At 75.2% G+C, this 18,310-nt stretch carries 16 protein-coding genes and 1 pseudogene; 4 read left to right on the top strand and 13 right to left on the bottom strand.

Annotated features, from left to right (window positions below; translation table 11 throughout):
* Nucleotides 1–49: 49 nt before the first annotated feature.
* The 6 genes from cobA to Q343_RS0102425 all read right to left on the bottom strand — a co-directional run bounded on the left by cobA (nucleotide 50) and on the right by Q343_RS0102425 (nucleotide 9,505).
* Complete coding sequence (cobA, locus tag Q343_RS0102450) at nucleotides 50–1,285, bottom strand: uroporphyrinogen-III C-methyltransferase (protein WP_029252003.1); 1,236 nt, start codon at nucleotides 1,283–1,285, stop codon at nucleotides 50–52.
* Nucleotides 1,282–1,650 carry a nitrite reductase small subunit NirD gene (gene nirD, locus Q343_RS0102445; protein WP_029252002.1) on the bottom strand — a complete coding sequence of 123 codons (369 nt, stop codon included), beginning with the start codon at nucleotides 1,648–1,650 and terminating at the stop codon, nucleotides 1,282–1,284. The genes cobA and nirD overlap by 4 nt, the downstream gene beginning before the upstream one ends.
* Complete coding sequence (nirB, locus tag Q343_RS0102440; protein WP_029252001.1) at nucleotides 1,647–4,283, bottom strand: nitrite reductase large subunit NirB; 2,637 nt, start codon at nucleotides 4,281–4,283, stop codon at nucleotides 1,647–1,649. Before nirB ends, nirD begins: the two co-directional genes overlap by 4 nt.
* A gap of 67 nt (nucleotides 4,284–4,350) precedes the next feature.
* Nucleotides 4,351–5,904, bottom strand: coding sequence for an FAD-dependent oxidoreductase (locus Q343_RS0102435; protein WP_029252000.1), 1,554 nt, complete (start codon nucleotides 5,902–5,904; stop codon nucleotides 4,351–4,353).
* Nucleotides 5,901–8,102: a molybdopterin oxidoreductase family protein gene (locus tag Q343_RS0102430; protein WP_052366792.1), complete on the bottom strand. Its 2,202-nt coding sequence runs from the start codon at nucleotides 8,100–8,102 to the stop codon at nucleotides 5,901–5,903. The genes Q343_RS0102435 and Q343_RS0102430 overlap by 4 nt, the downstream gene beginning before the upstream one ends.
* Complete coding sequence (locus Q343_RS0102425; RefSeq protein WP_043109472.1) at nucleotides 8,099–9,505, bottom strand: MFS transporter; 1,407 nt, start codon at nucleotides 9,503–9,505, stop codon at nucleotides 8,099–8,101. Before Q343_RS0102425 ends, Q343_RS0102430 begins: the two co-directional genes overlap by 4 nt.
* Before the next feature lie 171 nt (nucleotides 9,506–9,676).
* On the opposite strand from Q343_RS0102425, the gene Q343_RS0102420 reads away from it, so the two are divergent.
* The 4 genes from Q343_RS0102420 to Q343_RS0102405 are packed head-to-tail and all read left to right on the top strand — an operon-like array spanning nucleotide 9,677 to nucleotide 14,275.
* A complete protein-coding gene (locus Q343_RS0102420; protein WP_029251997.1) occupies nucleotides 9,677–10,909 on the top strand; it encodes a molybdopterin molybdotransferase MoeA in 1,233 nt (410 codons plus the stop codon).
* Nucleotides 10,910–11,560, top strand: coding sequence for a molybdenum cofactor guanylyltransferase (gene mobA / locus Q343_RS0102415; protein ID WP_029251996.1), 651 nt, complete (start codon nucleotides 10,910–10,912; stop codon nucleotides 11,558–11,560).
* A complete protein-coding gene (locus Q343_RS14400; protein ID WP_052366791.1) occupies nucleotides 11,557–11,832 on the top strand; it encodes a DUF6457 domain-containing protein in 276 nt (91 codons plus the stop codon). The genes mobA and Q343_RS14400 overlap by 4 nt, the downstream gene beginning before the upstream one ends.
* Nucleotide 11,833: 1 nt before the next feature.
* Complete coding sequence (locus Q343_RS0102405; RefSeq protein WP_029251994.1) at nucleotides 11,834–14,275, top strand: DEAD/DEAH box helicase; 2,442 nt, start codon at nucleotides 11,834–11,836, stop codon at nucleotides 14,273–14,275.
* Nucleotides 14,276–14,298: 23 nt separating this feature from the next.
* On the opposite strand, the pseudogene Q343_RS15670 reads toward Q343_RS0102405, so the two are convergent.
* The 7 genes and pseudogenes from Q343_RS15670 to Q343_RS15545 all read right to left on the bottom strand — a co-directional run.
* Nucleotides 14,299–14,676, bottom strand: a pseudogene (locus Q343_RS15670) (Rv3654c family TadE-like protein); the annotation flags it as partial.
* Nucleotides 14,616–14,978 (bottom strand): TadE family type IV pilus minor pilin, encoded by a 363-nt coding sequence (locus Q343_RS0102395; protein WP_029251992.1) that lies wholly within the window; start codon nucleotides 14,976–14,978, stop codon nucleotides 14,616–14,618. The gene Q343_RS0102395 and the pseudogene Q343_RS15670, both read right to left, overlap by 61 nt.
* Nucleotides 14,978–15,178, bottom strand: coding sequence for a DUF4244 domain-containing protein (locus Q343_RS0102390; protein WP_029251991.1), 201 nt, complete (start codon nucleotides 15,176–15,178; stop codon nucleotides 14,978–14,980). The genes Q343_RS0102395 and Q343_RS0102390 overlap by 1 nt, the downstream gene beginning before the upstream one ends.
* A 172-nt stretch (nucleotides 15,179–15,350) precedes the next feature.
* Nucleotides 15,351–15,902, bottom strand: a complete 552-nt coding sequence (locus tag Q343_RS0102385; RefSeq protein WP_029251990.1) for a type II secretion system F family protein — start codon at nucleotides 15,900–15,902, stop codon at nucleotides 15,351–15,353.
* Entirely contained in the window at nucleotides 15,899–16,495 is a 597-nt protein-coding gene (locus tag Q343_RS0102380) for a hypothetical protein (RefSeq protein WP_052366790.1), read from the bottom strand. The genes Q343_RS0102385 and Q343_RS0102380 overlap by 4 nt, the downstream gene beginning before the upstream one ends.
* Complete coding sequence (locus Q343_RS15550) at nucleotides 16,492–17,535, bottom strand: TadA family conjugal transfer-associated ATPase (RefSeq protein WP_052366789.1); 1,044 nt, start codon at nucleotides 17,533–17,535, stop codon at nucleotides 16,492–16,494. Before Q343_RS15550 ends, Q343_RS0102380 begins: the two co-directional genes overlap by 4 nt.
* A complete protein-coding gene (locus Q343_RS15545; RefSeq protein ID WP_155990603.1) occupies nucleotides 17,532–18,245 on the bottom strand; it encodes a CpaE-like family protein in 714 nt (237 codons plus the stop codon). Before Q343_RS15545 ends, Q343_RS15550 begins: the two co-directional genes overlap by 4 nt.
* Nucleotides 18,246–18,310: the final 65 nt, after the last annotated feature.

Here is an 18,310-nt window from a genome sequence, read left to right as displayed (position 1 = left end):
GGGGCGCGCCGTCGTCCCCTCGTCGGCGGCCTGCGCATCCTGCGGCCCGTCAGTCACTCGCACCCTCCAAGATCTCCTCGGCGGCGACGTCGCCGACCACCACGACGGCCGGGTTGCCGACGCCCACCGCGGCCGCACGTGCGACCGCGGTGCCGATCGTCGCACGAGTCAGGCGTTGTCGTGGCGTCGACCCGTTCTCGACGACCGCGACGGGCGTCTGCGGGTCCGCCCCCGCGTCGAGGAGCTCGTCGACGATCCGTGGCAGCGCGGCCACCCCCATGAGGACGACGAGCGTGGCCGAGCGGTCCCGCACGGCCGTCGTCGCCGCGGCGCCGAGGGCCGCGTGGCCGGAGACGACGTGGAACGCCGCCACCACCCCGCGGTGCGTGAGCGGGATCCCCGCGAGCGCCGGGACGGAGAGCGCGCTGCTGACCCCGGGGACGACGTCGGCGCTCACGCCCGCCTCCCGGCACGCCACCAGCTCCTCGCCGCCACGTCCGTAGACGAACGGGTCGCCGCCCTTGAGGCGCACGACGGCGCGGCCGCGCCGGGCGTGGTCGACCAGGATGGCGTTGATCTCGTGCTGGGGGACGGGATGGTTGCCGGGCGTCTTGCCGACGTCGATCACCTCGACGCCGGGAGCCAGCTCGTCGAGCACGCCGACGGGTCCGAGCCGGTCGGTCACGACCACGTCGGCCTCGGCGAGCGCGCGCCGGCCACGGATCGTCAGCAGGTCGACCGCACCCGGCCCCCCGCCGACGAGGGTCACGTGCCCGACCCCGGGGCGTCGCCGACGCTGGTCCCGCGCCCCCGACCGCAGGTGCTCGGCGACCGAGTCCCGCACCTCCCGGACACGGCGCGGGTCGGCGGCCACCGACCCGTCCGCCGTGTCGGTCACGACGCCCACCAGCACGTCCCCGCTTCGGGTGGTCGCCGGCGTCCGTGCGGTGCCCGCGTCCGCCTCCCCGGCGTTGACGCACCAGATCCGGCTCTCCGCGGCCCAGCGCGCGACCTCGCGGTTGGCGCGTGCGTCGTCGGTGGCGGCGTGCACGAGCCAGGCCCCGCGCAGGTCGCCCGGGCGGACGTCGCGCGGGACCCACATCACCGACTCCTCGTCCGCCGCACCCGCGAGCAGGTCGGTGACGTCCTCGCAGATCCACGGCGCGACGAACCGCACGTGGGCGCCGTCGGCGAGCAGCGCCCGTCCGCGGCGGGCGGCCACCGGCCCGCCACCCGCGACGACGACCAGCCGGCCCGCGACGTCGAGCCCGACCAGGGTGGTCATCGTGCTGCCCCGACGTGCACGACGCCGCCGCGCACGTCGACCGGGTACGTCACGAGGACGGGCTCGTGCCCGGGCCGCGGCTCGTACCCGACCGGGTCGAGGCAGAGCCCGGAGCGGAGCGAGTAGACCTGCTTGTACATCGGCCCCGCCACCGTCGGCTCGCCGCCGCGGGTGCCCACGATCCCCCGCGACATCACGTTCGCGCCGCTGAACGGGTCGAGCTGTTGAACGGCGTGCACCGTGCCGTCCGCGAGCCGGAAGAGGGCGACCTGCACGTCGCCGAGCAGCGCCGCCGCGCCGCGCTCGACCGCCAGGTCCGCCAGGGGGCACACCGCCACCCAGGTCGTGTCCGCCGTCGTGGTCATACCCGCACCTCCAGGACAGGCCCGGCGATCACCGGGGCATCAGCACGCTCGTCGGCCGTCGCGGGCCGGCGCTGGCCGCGCTCGGCGACGTAGGCCAGGTCGGGGTCGGGCGTGGTCGGCGCGTTGACGAACGAGCCGAACCGCCGCAGCTTCTCGCGGTCCTCGAGGACGGCACGCCACTCGTCCTCGTACTCGCCCACGTGCCGCGCCATGGCGGCGTCGAGGTCCGCGCAGATCCCGAGCGAGTCCTCCATGATCACGGCGCGCACGCCGTCGAGGCCGCCCTCGACGTCCTCCATCCACGCCGCCGTCCGCTGCAGGCGGTCCGCGGTACGGATGTAGTACATGAGGTACCGGTCGATCGTGCGCAGCAGCTCCTCGCTGCTCAGGTCCTCGGCGAGCAGCCGGGCGTGCCGCGGTGTGAACCCGCCGTTGCCCCCGACGTACACGTTCCACCCGTTGTCCGTCGCGATCACGCCGACGTCCTTGCCGCGGGCCTCCGCGCACTCCCGGGCGCAGCCCGAGACGCCGAGCTTGATCTTGTGCGGGCTCCGCAGGCCCCGGTAGCGCAGCTCGAGCTCGACCGCCATGCCGACCGCGTCCTGCACGCCGTACCGGCACCACGTCGACCCCACGCAGGACTTCACGGTCCGCAGCGACTTGCCGTAGGCGTGCCCGGACTCGAAGCCGTGCTCGACGAGCCGCCGCCAGATGTCCGGGAGCTGCTCGATCCGTGCGCCGAACATGTCGATGCGCTGACCGCCCGTGATCTTGGTGTAGAGACCGAAGTCCTTGGCCACCTGACCGATCACGAGCAGACCGTCCGGCGTGATCTCCCCGCCGGGGATCCGCGGGACCACGGAGTACGTGCCGTCCTTCTGCATGTTGGCCATCACGTGGTCGTTCGTGTCCTGGAGCGAGGCCTGCTCGCCGGAGAGGATGTGGCCGTTGCCGAGCGACGCCAGGATCGACGCGATCGTCGGCTTGCAGATGTCGCAGCCCCGCCCGGGACCGACGGGCAGGTCGTCGGCCGCCGCCTCCGGGACCCGACCGAACCGCTCGATGATCTCGCTGAACGTGTGCAGGTCCGCCACCCGCACGGCGTCGAACAGCTGGGCGCGGGAGAGCTCGAAGTGCTCACAGAGCGCGTTCGAGACCTCGATCCCGGCCCGTTCGAGCTCCGCCGTCGTGATCTTCTTGACGAGCGGCAGGCAGGACCCGCAGCTCGTGCCCGCCCGGGTGCACGCCTTGACGGCGGCGAGGTCGGTGCACCCGTGCTCGGTCACGGCCCCGCGGATCGTGCCGGCCGAGACGTTGTTGCACGAGCACACGCCCGCGCCGTCGGGGAGCTCCAGCTGCGGCGCTCCCCCGCCTCCGCCCTCGGGGAGCAGGAACGCCCCGGGGTCGCCGGGGAGCTCGGCCCCCAGCATCGGGCGCAGCGACGCGAACGGGGCCGCGTCGCCGACGAACACACCGCCGAGCAGGGTGCGGGCGTCGTCGGCCAGCACCAGCTTCTTGTACACCCCCGCGACCGGGTCGGCGTGGACGAGCTCCATCGCGCCCTCGGTGCGGGCGAACGCGTCGCCGAAGCTCGCGACGTCGACCCCCTGCAGCTTGAGCTTCGTGGCCGTGTCGGCGCCGGGGAAGGTCGCCGGGCCGCCGAGCAGACGGTCGACGACGACCTCCGCCATCGCGTACCCGGGAGCGACCAGACCGATGCACCGCCCCTCGATGCAGGCGACCTCCCCGACCGCCGAGACGTGAGGGTCCTCGGTCCGGCACGCGAGGTCGACCACGGCGCCGCCCCGCTCGCCGACCGGCAGGTCGGCCGCCCGCGCGAGCTCGTCGCGAGGACGTACCCCCGTCGCCACCACGACGATGTCGACGGGGAGCCTGCCGCCGTCCGCGAAGTCGAGGCGCGAGACGTGCCCCGAGGTCCGGTCCGCGCGCATCCGCTCGGTCGCCGACGAGCAGCGCACCGCGATGCCCTTGTCGTTGATCAGCCGCTTGAGAGCCTCGCCGCCACCGAGGTCGATCTGGACGTCCATCAGGTGCGTGCCGAACTGGACCACCGTGGCCTGGGCGCCCAGCGCCCGCAGCGCCCCGGCGGCCTCGAGGCCCAGGAGCCCGCCGCCGATGACCGCGCCACGGACGGGGCGCTCCACGGTGTCGTCCGCACGCCCCGCCCGCACCTGGTCCACCCAGCCGCGCAGCGCCGCGACGTCGTCGACCGTGCGGTAGACGAACACCCCGGGAAGGTCCGCGCCCGGGATCGGCGGGACGAACGCCGACGACCCCGTCGCCAGGACCAGCTCGTCGTACGCGTGCACCCGACCGAGGCGGTCCGTGACGGTCCTCGCCTCCCGGTCGATCCCCTCGACCTTGCAGTCGCGGTGGAGCGTGACCCGGGGGTCGTCCCACATCGCCGGGTCGCCGAGGACGAGCTCTTCCGGGTCCCGTGCCGAGAAGTACGACGTGAGCGCCACCCGGTCGTACGGGAGCCGCGGCTCCTCGGCGAAGACGGAGACGTGCCAGCCCCCGGTCTCGCGCTCGAGCAGGGCCTCGACCAGTCGCTGCGCAACCATGCCGCCGCCGACGACGACGAGGCGCTGGGTTTCGGTGGCTGCTGTCATGCCCCGAAACTAGGCGGGCCGGATTTCACCCCGGTGCTCCCGCCGTTCCGGGGCCGTAACAGTTTTCTCACGGTCGTCTCGTCCCCGCCGTGAGGTCCGTGGCCGACGGCTGCGTGGCCGCCGCCCACTCGAGGATGCCGCAGACCGCCTCCGTGCAGCCGCCGCAGCCGGTGGTCGCGCGGGTCTGTCGCGCGACGTCCTCGAGCGTGCCCGCGCCGGCCTCGCAGCAGTCGGTGATCTGCCCCTTGGTCACCGTGTTGCACCGGCACACTACCGCGTCGGCCGGCATCTGCGCCGGCGACGACGCCGAGGCCGTCTGCGGTGCCACCGGCGCGAGGAGCAGGTACGCCGGATCCGCGGGCACGGGAGTGCGCCGGGTGTACGCGGCCGTGAGGTCGGCGGCGACCCGCGCGTCGCCCAGGCACGTGGCCCCGACGAGCGTCGTGCCCTCGACCACCACCTCCACGTGGCGTCCGGCGCCGGGGTCGGAGAGCACGACCGTGCGGTGCGCCGGGTTCGGCTCTCGACCGGCGCCGCAGACGCCCATCGTGACGGCCGCCATCCCCTTGACGGTCACGACGTCGGTACCGCGGACCCCGGGTGCGCTCACCTCGCGGGTCGCGAGGGTGGCCCCCACGCGCAGCGCGAGCGAGGGACGTCCCCAGGCACCGGGGAGCCGGGTGGTCCGGGCAGGGGCGTCCTCGGTGAGAGCCGCCAGGTGCTCGGCCACCCGACGGGCGTGGTCCCATCCCTCGGCGACCAGCCCGTGCGCACCCTCGGGGGGTTGTGCACAGTCGCCGATCGCGAAGATCCGCGGGTCCCGGGACGTGGCGAGCTCCGCCCCGACGACGACCCCGTGCCCGGTCTCGAGGCCGGCGCGGGCGGCGAGCCCGGTCTCCGGGACCGCCCCGGCCGCCAGGACGACGAGCTCCGCCGCGAGCACGTCCGCGCCGTCGAGCCGCACGCCGGTCACGCGACCGTCGGCGAGCAGGACCCCGGCGGGGCGGCAGCCGGTCCGGCTCCGGACGCCGGACCGACGCAGGGTGCCGGTGAGCACGCCCGCCGCCGCGGCGTCGAGCTGGCGGTCCATGAGCCCCGGGCCGCCGTGCACGACCGTGACGTCGAGACCGCGCGCGGCGAGGCCCTGGGCCGCCTCGACCCCGAGCACCCCACCGCCGACGACCACCGTCCGTGGCACGTTGGAGGCCGCCGCCAGGATCTCGCGGGCGTCGTCCAGGGTGCGCAGCGCGTGCACCCCGGCGGGGAGCTCCGGGCCCAGGCCGTCGATCTCGGGGACCCGAGCGCGGGCGCCCGTGGCGAGGACGAGGGCGTCGTAGCGATGGCGTCCCCCGGAGCTGTCCAGCACCGTGCGGGTCCGCCGCTCGATCGCGACGGCCTCGACCCCGCGCAGCACGCGGGCACGGTCGCTCGTCGGGGCCGGGAGCGTGAGGGAGCCGATGTCGCTGCGGCCCGCCACCACGTCACTCAGGAGCACTCGGTTGTAGGCCTCGTAGGGCTCCGCGCCGAGCACCGTGACCTGCGCGTCCGTACGGGCGAGCAGGTCGTCCACGAACCGCGAGCCGACCATGCCGTACCCGACCACCACCACGTTCAGCATCATCGGGCTCCGTTCGCCGTCAGGGCGGCGGACGTCTCCGCGTCCACCGGGGAGGTCGGGACCGCCGGTTCGAGCCGCACCGCGCAGACCTTGAACTCCGGCATCTTCGAGGTCGGGTCGACGGCGTCGGTCGTCAGGCGGTTGGCGCTTCCCTCCCCGGCCCAGTGAAAGGGCATGAAGACGGTGTCGGGCCGGATGTCCGTGGTCCAGCGCGCCCGCGCCAGCGCCGTGCCGCGCGACGTGGTCAGGCGCACCGTCTCGCCGTCCTCGAGACCCACGCGCAGGGCCAGCAGCGGGTGGACCTCGACGAACGGCTCGGGCTGGGCGTCCTCGAGCTCGGGGACGCGGTGCGTCTGGGCACCTGTCTGGTAGTGCTGGAGCACCCGACCTGTCACGAGGTACGTCGGTGCGTCCTCGCGCACGTCGTCGCTCGGCCCGCCGTGGTCGACCGCGGTCATGCGTGCGCGACCGTCCGGTGTGGGGAACCCGTCGAGGAACATCCGCGGCGTGCCGGGGTGCGGCGCGCCCTCACCGTCGGGACAGGGCCAGTAGAGACCGTCCCCCCGCGACTCGGCCGCGTCGAGCCGGCCGTGGCTCAGCCCGCTGTAGTCCGCGGGTCCTCCCGCGGAGGCTCGGGCGAGCTCGTCGAAGACCTGCTCGGGATCGGTGGCGAGCTCGACCCCGGAGCCGAGCCGTCGCGCGAGCTCCGCCCACACCCACAGCTCCGAGCGCACCTCGCCGGGAGCGTCGACGGCGCGGCGACGACGGATGACCCGTCCCTCGAGCGAGGTCATGGTCCCCTCCTCCTCGGCCCACTGCGTCACCGGGAGCACGACGTCGGCCATCCGCGCGGTCTCGGACGGCACCACGTCGCAGACCACCAGCAGGTCCAGGGCGCGCAGACGCTCGACGACCCGGTCCGCGTTCGGGGCGGAGACCACGACGTTGCTGCCGTGCACCAGCAGCGCGCGCGGACCGCCGTCGCGTCCCAGCGCGTCGAGGAGCGCGACGGCGGGCAGCCCGGGCCCGGGGATCGTCTCCTCCTCGACGCCCCAGACCGCCGCGACGTGCGCCCGTGCCGACGGGTCGGTGATCATCCGGTACCCCGGGAGCTGGTCCGCCTTCTGCCCGTGCTCGCGACCGCCCTGCCCGTTGCCCTGCCCCGTGACCGCCCCGAACCCGCTGCCCGGGCGCCCCGGAAGCCCGAGGGCGAGGGCGAGGTTGATCGCGGCCGTGACCGTCGCGGTGCCCTGCGTGGACTGCTCCACCCCGCGCCCGGTGAGGATGTAGGCACCGGCACCACCGTGCCGGCCGGACGCCGCCGCGAGCAGCCGCGCCGTCCGACGCAGGTCGTCCGCCGGGACCCCGCACACCGCCGCGGCACGTTCCGGCCACCAGGCCGCGACGGATCGCCGCACCGCCTCGGCCCCCGTCGTCCGGGTCTCCAGGTACTCCGTGTCCGCGAGCCCCTCGGCCAGGACGACGTGCAGGAGCCCGAGCAGCACCACGAGGTCCGTGCCAGGCACGGGCGCGAGGTGGACGCCCTGCCCGCCGTCGGCGAGCTGCGCCGTCGTGCTGCGCCGCGGGTCCACGACCACCAGGCCGCCCGCGGCCCGGGCACCGGCCAGGTGCCGGACCGAGGGGGGCATCGTCTCCGCGAGGTTCGAGCCGAGCAGCAGGACCGCCTGAGCGCCCCCGAGATCCGTCAGAGGGAACGGAAGCCCTCGGTCGACGCCGAACGCCCGGTTCATGCCGGCGGCCGCGCTCGCCATGCAGAACCGGCCGTTGTAGTCGATGTTCGGCGTGCGCAGCACGGTGCGGGCGAACTTCCCGAGCGTGTACGCCTTCTCGTTCGTCAGACCCCCGCCGCCGAACACGGCGACGGCCTCCGGCCCGCTCTCCACCGCGATCCGGGCGAGCCCCCGCGCGACGACGGAGAGCGCCTCGTCCCAGGACGCGGTGCGCAGTTCTCCGTCGGCCCCGCGCAGCAACGGGGTGGTGAGCCGGTCGGGCGCAGCCAGGACGCCGGCCGACGTCCATCCCTTCTGGCAGAGCCCCCCGCGGTTGGTGGGGAACTCCCGGCCACCGACCACCACGGGCACGCCGCCGGGAACGGCGGGCCGTGCGGCGGTCAGCGACATCCCGCACTGCAGGGCGCAGTAGGGGCAGTGGGTCTGGACCGGGGTCGGCGTCGGGCTCATACGCGGGCAGCACCCATCACGGAGCTGCGGCGCTCGTACACCGTCCAGCAGACCGCGGCCATCACCGCGTACACCGCGACGAAGACCCAGAGAGCAGGCACGATGCTGCCGGTGGCGGTGGTCGAGGCGGCGAAGCCGCGCGGGATCAGGAACCCGCCGAACGCCCCCACCGACCCGGCGATGCCGATGCACCCGGCGGCCGCCTTCGTCGCCGCGAGCCGGGCCGACCGCACGACGTCGTCGCCCGCTCCCGCCGTGCTCCGTGCTGCCTCGACCTGGAACACCGCCGGGATCATCCGGTACACCGACCCGTTGCCGATGCCCGTCGCGACGAAGAGGAACATGAAGGACCCGAAGAACAGCGCGAAGCTGTGCGAGCCCAGCGCGACGACGGCCCCGACCGCACCGAGCGCCATCGCGGCGTACGACCAGATCGTGATCCGCGCCCCGCCGACGCGGTCCGCGAGGATGCCGCCCAGCGGCCGGGTGACCGACCCGACGAGCGCTCCCATGAACGCGATCGACAGCCCCACCTCGGGAAACTCGTTCTTCAGCAGCAGGGGGAAGGCCCCGGCGTACCCGATGAACGAGCCGAAGGTGCCGATGTAGAGGAACGAGATGATCCACGTGTGCTTCTGCCGGGTGGCCGCGGCGAACGAGCGCGGGTCGGCCTTCGCCTCGGCGAGGTTGTCCATGAACCGCCAGGCCAGCAGCGCCGCCAGGAGGATGAACGGGATCATCATCAGGCCCGCACGCTCCAGCGCGACACCGGCGCCGACCGTGATCACGATCGGGACGGCGAACTGCACCGCGGCGCTGCCGAGGTTCCCGCCCGCCGCGTTCATCCCCAGCGCACGCCCCTTCTCCCGCTCCGGGTAGAAGAACGAGATGTTCGCCATCGACGACGCGAAGTTCCCGCCGCCGAAGCCCGCGAGCGCCGCGACGACCACCATCACGCCGAACGGCGTCTCCGGGCGTTGGACGGCGACCACGAGCGCGGTGGTGGGGATCAGGAGCAGCAGGGCCGAGACCACCGTCCAGTTGCGGCCGCCGAAGACGGGGACGGCGAACGTGTACGGGATCCGCAGCGTGGCCCCGACGAGGGCCGGTGCGGAGATCAGCCAGAAGAGCTGGTCGTTGGTGTACGTGAAGCCCGCCGCGCCGAGCTGCGGCACGACGATCGACCACATGCCCCACACGGCGAACCCGAGGAACTCGGCGAAGATCGAGATCCACAGGTTACGGTTCGCGATCTTCTTCCCGCCGTCGTTCCAGAAGGTCTCGTCCTCCGGGTCCCAGTGGTCGATCCACCGGCCGCTGCGACGCGCGATCGCGACCTCCGGCCGGGTGGTGGCGGTCCGTGCGGGGGTGGTGCCGTCGTCGTGCGTCGTCGGTGCGGACATCTGGTCCTCCATCGATCGTGCCGGTCAGTAGGCAGGACGCTAGGGAGCCGATGTTTCGCCGCCGCGCGGGGACGGTTAATCGAGCGTAAGGAAGTTCGCACACCCGACCGGCCCGGCGTGTGAGGTTTCCGGTCCCCGGCCCCTCGCACCCCGGATGACTACAGTGACGGCATGTCTCCGGTCGCCAGCAAGCTCGACGAGCATCGTGCCCGCGCCCTGGCGATGGTCAACCCGCTCCCCTCGCTGGACGTGCCGCTCGACGAGGCCGTCGGGTCCGTCCTGGCCGCCGACGTCCGCGCACACCTGGCGGTGCCGCCCTTCGACATGGCCGCCATGGACGGGTACGCCGTCCGGACCCGCGACCTCGACGTGCTGGACGGCGAACCCGTCGCGCTCGCCGTCGTCGGCGAGGCTGCGGCCGGGACGGGGACCGGAACGAAGCTGGGGGCCGGGGAGGCCGTGCGCATCATGACCGGCGCCCCGCTGCCGCCCGGCGCCGACGCGGTCGTCCCGGTGGAGCGCACCTCCACCGGCCGGTTCCGCGCCGGCGTGGCGGGCGTCGAGACCTCCGTCGCCGTACCACGCCTCGACCGCGCCCACGTCCGCCCGCGCGGCGAGGACGTGATGCCCGGCGACCTGGTGTGCGCGGCCGGGACGTCGGTGACGGGCCCCGTCGTCGCCGCCGCGGCCTCGGCGGGCGCGACGTCGCTGCGCGTGCACCGTGTGCCCCGCGTGGGGGTGCTCGCCACGGGCAGCGAGCTCGTGGCCTCCGGGAGGGCCCCTGCCCACGGGCAGATTCCCGACTCGAACTCGCACCTGCTCGCGGCCGGGGTCCGTGCCGCGGGGGCCGTGGCCGTGCGACACCCGTCCGTCGGCGACACGGTCACGGCGCTGGCGAGTGCCCTCGACGAGCTCACCGCGGACGTCGACCTGGTCGTCACGTCCGGTGGTGTCAGCGCCGGTGCGCACGACGTCGTCCGTGCACTCCTCGACTCCGGTGACGGGCGGCTCTCCGACGTGCACGTCGCCGCGGTCGACATGCGGCCCGGACGCCCCCAGGCGCTCGCCCGCTGGCGGGGAGTTCCCTGGATCGCCGTCCCCGGCAGTCCGGTGGCCGCGTTCGTCTCGGTCACCCTGTTCGCCCGGCCGACGATCCGCCGCCTGGCCGGGTGCACGACGTCGGACCTTCCCGCGGTCCCACGCGTCGCCGCGACCAAGTGGTCGAGCCCACCGGGCCGCGTGCAGATCCTGCCGGGCCGACACCGCCCCGACGGCCGCGTCGAACCCGCGGGCCGCGACGGTCACCTGCTCTCCGGGCTCGTCGTCGCCGACTGCCTGGTGATCGTGTCGGCCGAGGTGGACGCGGTCCGCGCTGGGGATCCTGTCCGTGTCGTGGTGCTGTAGATGAGCGGACCGCGGTACGACGCGCTGGTGCTCGCCGGTGGACGGGCCGCCCGGCTCGGCACCCCCAAGCCGGACGTCGTGGTGGTCGGGCGCCCGCTGCTCGACCACGTCCTGACGGCGACGACCGGCGCCGAGCAGACCGTCGTGGTCGGCCCGCCCCACCTCGCCAGACCCGGCCTATCCGTGGTGCGGGAGGAGCCCGCGTTCGGCGGCCCGGTCGCCGGGATCGACGCCGGACTGGCTGCGCTGGCGTCGCTGGCGTCACGGCGTCCGACCGCGGGCCCATCCGCGGCGCCGGCATGGGTGCTCCTGCTCGCGTGCGACGTCCCGCGCGCCGCGGGCGCCGTCCCCGTGCTGCTCGAGGTTGCCGGCGGTCTGGCACCCACCGAGGACGGCGTGCACCTGCGCCGGGAGGGGCGCGACCAGTGGCTCGTCGGCCTGTACCGGCACGCGGCGCTCGCGACGGCGCTCGACGACCTGCGGTCCGGGGCCGGGGCCTTTCACGGCATGCCGGTCAGGCGCGTGATCGAGAGGCTGCGATGCCGCGCGCTCGAGGACCCCGCCGACCTGAGCGACGACGTCGACACGTGGGACGATGTAGAACGTCTGGACCCGGGCGCCACCCGCCCCGTACCCGAGGAGCCGCAATGACAACGCTCGACGAGTGGATCACCGAGGTATCGACACAGCTCGACATCGATCCTGCGTCGGTGGACCTCAAGGCCGTCCTCGACCTCGCGCGGGACGCGGCGCACAACGTCGAACGACCCGCGGCGCCGCTGACCACGTACATGGTGGGGTACGCCGCAGGGCTCGCCGCCGGGCAGACCCTCCCCGCCCACGCGGACCACCGTGGCGTGACCGCTCCCACGGCCTTCGCCCGCGCGACGGCGCTGAGCCTCGCGCAGGGGTCCGACTCCTGAGGTGACGCACCCGCTGCTCGACGTGCTGCTCGCCGGCGGGCGGCGCGCGGACCGGCTCACGCACGCCGCCGAGATCCCCGCTCGCGACGGCGAGTCCGCCCCGTGGCCGCGCTGGGCCGACCCCGCCCTCGTGGCCGGGTACCGGTCTCTGGGCGTCGACCAGCCCTGGCGGCACCAGGTCGAGGCCGCCGAGGCGGCGTGGTCCGGACGACACGTCGCGCTCGCGACGTCGACCGGCTCCGGCAAGTCGCTCGCGTTCTGGCTGCCCGCGCTGACCTCGGTGCGCGCCGACACCGCGGCCACCGTGCTCGACGCGGGCCGGATCGAGTCGACTCTCGGCCGCGGGTCGGTGCTGTACATCTGCCCGACCAAGGCGCTGGCCGCCGACCAGCTCGCGGGGGTCCAGCGCGTGGTCGACGCCTCCGGCGCCCGCGACCTGCGCGTCGCCACGTGCGACGGCGACACCGGGTTCGAGGAACGCTGCTGGGTCCAGGACCACGCCGACGCTGTCCTGACCAACCCGGACTTCCTGCACTTCTCCCTGCTGCCGAACCACCGGCGGTGGGCGCGGCTCCTGCGCTCCCTGCGATACGTGATCGTGGACGAGGGGCACGCCTACCGCGGGGTGTTCGGCGCGCACGTCGCCCTCGTCCTGCGCCGGCTGACCCGGCTGGCGGCGCACTACGCGCCCGCCGGGAGCCGCCCGCCCACGGTCGTGGTCGCCTCGGCGACGACCGCCGAGCCTGCGACGACCGCCGGACGGCTGGCCGGCGTCCCGGCCGAGGAGATCGCCGTCGTCGACGACGACGCCTCCCCCGCGGGCGCACGGACGTTCGCCCTGTGGGAGCCACCCGTGAGGCCCGGCTGGGACGCCGCACCCGTCGAGGGCGACCTCGACCCCGACGACGGCCCCCGACGGTCGGCCACGGCCGAGACCGCCGACCTGCTGGCCGACCTCGTGGTGCACGGGGCGAGAAGTCTCGCGTTCACGCGCTCGCGCCGCGGCGCGGAGACCGTGGCGACCGTGACCCGGGAGCACCTGCGTCAGGTCGACCCGAGCCTGGCGACGCGCGTCGCGGCCTACCGGGGCGGCTATCTGCCCGAGGAACGACGGGCCCTCGAGGAGGCCCTGCGCGGCGGAGAGCTGCGGGCGCTCGCCACGACCAACGCGCTCGAGCTCGGTGTCGACATCTCCGGTCTGGACGCCGTGCTGATCGCGGGCTGGCCCGGCACCCGCATGTCGGTGTGGCAGCAGGCAGGCCGGGCAGGGCGCGCCGGAGCCGACGGCCTCGTGGCGTTCGTCGCCCGGGAGGATCCGCTCGACACGTACCTCGTGCGTCATCCGGAGACACTCCTCGACGCACCGCTCGAGGCCACCGTCTTCGACCCCACCAACCCTTACGTCCTCGCCCCGCACCTGTGTGCGGCCGCCGCCGAGCTGCCGGTCCGCACGGAGGACCTGCCGTCGTTCGGCAGACCGGCGGACGTGCGCTCCGTCCTCGACGTCCTCGTCGCCCGGGGCGCGCTGCGACGTCGGACGAGCGGCTGGTACTGGACGCACGCCCAGGGCGCGGCCGGACTCACGGACCTGCGCGGCACGGGCGGGGTGCCGGTCCGCGTCGTCGAGGCCGAGACCGGCCGGGTGCTGGGCACCGTCGACGCCGGCTCGGCCGACGGCCAGGTTCACGACGGCGCCGTGTACGTGCACCAGGGCGAGACCTACGTCGTCGAGCACCTGGACCTCGACGACCACGTCGCGCTCGTGCAGCGCCGCGGCGTCGACCACGGCACGTGGTCGCGCGACGTCACGAGCATCCTGATCGCCGACCAGCAGGAGCACGTGCCCGGCGGCGGCCCCGCCGAGGAGCTCCCGGCCACGACCCGACGATCCTGGGGACCCGTCGACTGGGGAGTCGGGCCGGTCGAGGTCACCTCCCAGGTGGTGGGTTATCAGCGGCGCCGCCTGCCCGACCTCCAGGTGCTCGGCACCGAGTCCCTGGACCTGCCAGAACGTACGCTCCAGACCACCGCGGTCTGGTGGTCCGTCCCCGCGGAGGTCCTCGACGCCGCCGGCCTGGACGCCGCACGGGTACCCGGCGCTCTGCACGCCGCCGAGCACGCGTCGATCGGGATGCTGCCGCTCCTGGCGACGTGCGACCGCTGGGACCTCGGCGGCGTCTCGACCGACATGCACGTCGACACCGGCCGCGCGACCGTCTTCGTCTACGACGCGTACCCGGGCGGCGCCGGATTCGCCGAGCGCGGGTACGACGTCGGCGCCACCTGGCTGCGGGCGACGCGCGACGCGATCGCCGGCTGCGCCTGTGCGGACGGCTGCCCCGCCTGCGTCCAGTCGCCCAAGTGCGGCAGCTTCAACGAGCCGCTCGACAAGGCCGGGGCGGTCGCGCTGCTCGACGCGCTGCTCGCGCACGCCCCCGGCTGACGGCAGACCGCCGGTCCCGCCCTGGCCGTGGCGCGCGCCGTGCCGACCGGCAGCGCGCCGACGTCCGCCTCGATCACCGCCTCGACCTCGACGACACCGCGCCCGTGCACGGCGCACCCCGTCATGGCCGCCCCGTTCCGCACGACGGTCTCACCGGCGACGGCGCACCCGTCTCCCCCGGCGCGGACGGCCTGCGCACCGGCGATCGCGCCGAGGTCCGCGGAGACCTGCGCGACTCCCCGGGCATGCTGCGCCGCCGCGAGCGCCCCGATCCCGAGCAGCAGGGCGAGAGCCACGGCCATCAGACCGACCACCAGCACCGTGCCGGACCCGCGCTGCCTCACGGCTCGCTGCGCGCGACCGCGCTCCCGCTCGCGCGCAGCGGTGCCCCGGCGAACCATCCGCCGACCACCGGCGCGCTCACCTCGACCGTGATCCAGTCCTCGCCCGGGACGACCGCCAGCTCGGCGCCGTCGCCCGCGGTCGACCGCACCGCCTCCCGGACCGAGGCCTCGTCGTCGCCGAGCGCGATCGCCCGTGCGGCGACCCTCGCCGCGTCCACGCACCGCATCTGGGCCGTGGCGGACGCGGCGAGCGTGAGGACGGCGACGAGCAGCACCACGAGCGCGGGCAGCGCGATCGCGAACTCTGCCGTGACCGAGCCGCACTGCCCCGCCGGTCGGTCCGCCGCCGTCCGTGCCATCAGATCGTCAGCGCTCCCTGGATGATCGACAGCAGCATGCCGCGAACCTCGTCGCTGCTGAGCAGGGCGATCAGCAGGCCGGCGAACCCCACGGCGGCGACCGTCGCCACGGCGTACTCGGCGGTCGCCAGACCGTCCTCCCCGTGCGCCCGCAGGTGGGCGACGCGCTCGGTCAGTGTGCGGTGCAGTCGGATCGTCATCAGGTTCCTCCTCTTCTCGGCCCGCCCGGTGCGTGCCGTACGACGAGACTGGACCGTGCCGGCCGGGGCCCCGGCGGCACGCGCAGATCTGTGGGAACCCCTGGGGCCTCGGCCCGCCTGTGGATCAGCGGAGACACTCCGGTCTCCCTGCCGCGCCTGCGCAGGCTTCGCCTCAGACGAAGGCACGGGCGCCGAACGAGAGCAGGACCGGCACGACGCCGACCAGGACGAACGCGGGCAGGTAGCAGACACCGAGCGGCAGGACGAGGTGCACACCGAGCCGGCCGGCGGCAGCACGTGCCTCGGCGCTCGCCGCACGACGCGCCTCGGCCTGCGCGACCCGCAGGGCGTCCGCGGGCGCGGCGCCGTGATCCCAGGCGGGGCGCAGTGCCTCGGCGACGACCGCGAGCGCCGCGGAGCGCGTGGCGTTCGAGTCCCACGCCTCGGTCCACGAGCCACCGCGCATCAGGACCGCGGCGACGTCCGCGAGATCCTCACCCTCCGGTCCGCCGACCGCCCTGCCGACGGACTCGAAGGCACGGGGCAGGCTCGCCCCCGCACGCAGCGCCGCACCGAGCAGCTCGAGCAGCACGCCGACGTCGGGCCCGGAGCCGGTCGGGCGCGGTGCATCGAGAGAGGCCGCGCGACGGACGACGCCGCGGGTGCGGAGCCACCACGGGCACGTGCCGAGCCACACCAGGCCCGCCACGACCAGCGCACTCATGCGGCGCCGGCCGCACGGGCGCGCCGGACGAGGACGCCCGTCCACCGGTAGCCGACGACGAGCAGGACCCCACCGCCGACGAGCGCGGCGGTTCCCAGGCCTCCTCCGAGCAGGACCCCGAGCGGCTTCGCCCCGAGGGCGGCCCCGAGCACGAGGCCGAGCGCCGGGAGCCACGCGAGCACCCGGGCGGTGGTTCGCGGCCCGGCCAGCGCCGCCTCCCGGTCGTCGTCGGCCTCGGCCGCGGCGGCGAGCGCCTCGCCGACCTGTCCGAGCACCGGGGCGAGCGGCGCCCCGGTGTCGGCTGCGACGAGGCAGCCCGCGCGGACGGCTCGGGCCGTGGAGGCGTCGGGCACCGCGGCGCGGATCGACCCGAGGATCGGGACCCCGAAGGCGTCGGTGTCGACACCGACACGCGCCCAGGCGGACGCGGGCGGCGCCCCCGCACGAAGATGTCCACAGACGCGCGCGAGCGTGAGCGGAGCGTCGGCCACCGGGCGCCGGTCGGTCGTCGACCGCAGCACTGCTCGTCGCCGCGGGCGGGACGTCGCCACCCAGACCGCGGCGCCCAGCAGCACCGCCGCGAGGATCGTCACGGGGTGCCCGCGACCGGGGCCGCGGACGGTGCCCAGCGTTCCCAGAGCGACGACCAGGCGTCGGGGTCGAGCACCGCTCCCGCGACGGGACCGCGTCCGTCCGTGCCGCCCGCGCCGTGGTGGACCGCCGCCGCGGCGATCACGAGACGCCCGTCCGCCCCTCGTCGGGCGGTGGCGATCTCGGCGACGTGGCGGCGGCCACCGGTCCGGCGCAGGTGCATCACGACGTCGATCGCGCCGACGGTCTGCGCCGCGACGGCGTCCCGGTCCATGCCCGCCAGCGCCCCGAGGGCCTCGAGCCGGGCCGGGACGTGCGCCGCCGTGCTGGCGTGCAGCGTGGTGAAGCCGCCGTCGTGACCGGTGTTCATCGCCATCAGGACGTCGCGGACCTCCGCGCCACGGCACTCTCCGAGGACGATCCTGTCGGGCCGCATCCGCAACGCCGCGCGCACGAGCTCGTCCAGGCCGACCGCCCCGGAGCCCTCGACGTTGGGCCGGCGGGCGGTGAGCGGGACGACGTGCGGGTGGTCCGGGTCGAGCTCGCGCGCCTCCTCGACGCAGACGATCCGTTCGTCGTGCGGGACGAGCCCGACGAGCGCGGCCAGAAGGGTCGTCTTGCCGGTGCCGGTGCCGCCCGCGACGAGGATTCCCGCACGACGAGCCACCATCCCCGCGACGAGCGGCGCCCACGCGGCGGGCAGTGTCCCGCCCACGACCAGCTCGTCGAGGGTCATGGTCCGGCGGCGCGGAACACGCAGAGAGATCACGGCACCCTGCGAGCAGACGGGTTCGACGACGGCATGCAGCCGTACGCCGCCCGGCAGACGGGCGTCGACGAGCGGGCTGGCGTCGTCGAGCCGTTGCCCACCGGCGGCGGCGAGCCGGACCGCGAGTGCACGAACGTGCGTGGCGTCGGAGAACCGGACCGGCACGGGCTGGACCCCATGACCGCGGTCCACCCAGACCTCGTCCGGCCCGTTGACGAGCACGTCGGTGACTCCCGGCTCGTCGAGGTAGCGCTGCAGCGGCCCCGCGCTCATGCCCGTGTCCCGCAGAGGGCGGCGAGCGGCCCGGTCGACAGCTCGTTCGCGGTCCAGGCCCCGAGCCGGTCCCGCCGGCCGACGGGTGGCCCGGCCCCGGCGTCGACCGCCTCGGCGAACCCTCGCACGTCGGGCACGGAGCCCCACCCGACCCGGCCGAGCGCGTCGGAGACCTCGGTCCGCCCGAGCGGACCCCCGACGCGGTCGACGACACCGACGCGGCCCCGGTCCTCCACCGCGCGAACGGCAGCGATGGCGCCGGCCACGCCCTGGACGGTGCGCGGCACGACCACGACGATCCCGTCGCACGCGTCGAGGCCGCTGACCGCTCCCGGAGCCGGGGCTCGGCCCGCGTCGACGACCACGAGCTCCGCCGCCGCGGCGAGCGCGTCCAGCACGGCGCGTGCCCGCGCTCCTCCGTCGGCCCCCGGGTCGCACGGTCGCAGCCGGTCGGCGCTGAGCACGTCGACGCCGCGCCACCGCACCAGGTCGTCGACCGCGACGGCCGGGTCGCCCGGGGCCAGGAGGTCGGGCCAGCGCCGGCCCACGCCCTGTTCCACGCCGAGGAAGACGTCGAGCCCGCCACCCGCCGTGCCGAGCTCGGTCAGGACGACGCTGCGCCCACGACCACGGGCGCCCACGGCCAGCGCGGCCGCCAGCCCGCTGGCTCCGGCACCGCCGTGTGCTCCGACCACCCCCACCACTGCCATGTCGCCACTCTGGCGTCGCGGGCCCACCGGCGCCGTCGGCCCTCCCCCGTGGCTGTGGAGAACGC

Source organism: Paraoerskovia marina DSM 21750 (assembly GCF_000701465.1).
Taxonomy (GTDB): domain Bacteria; phylum Actinomycetota; class Actinomycetes; order Actinomycetales; family Cellulomonadaceae; genus Paraoerskovia; species Paraoerskovia marina.
Note: the sequence above shows the minus strand (reverse complement) of the source record. Positions and strands in the feature narration are given on the sequence as shown.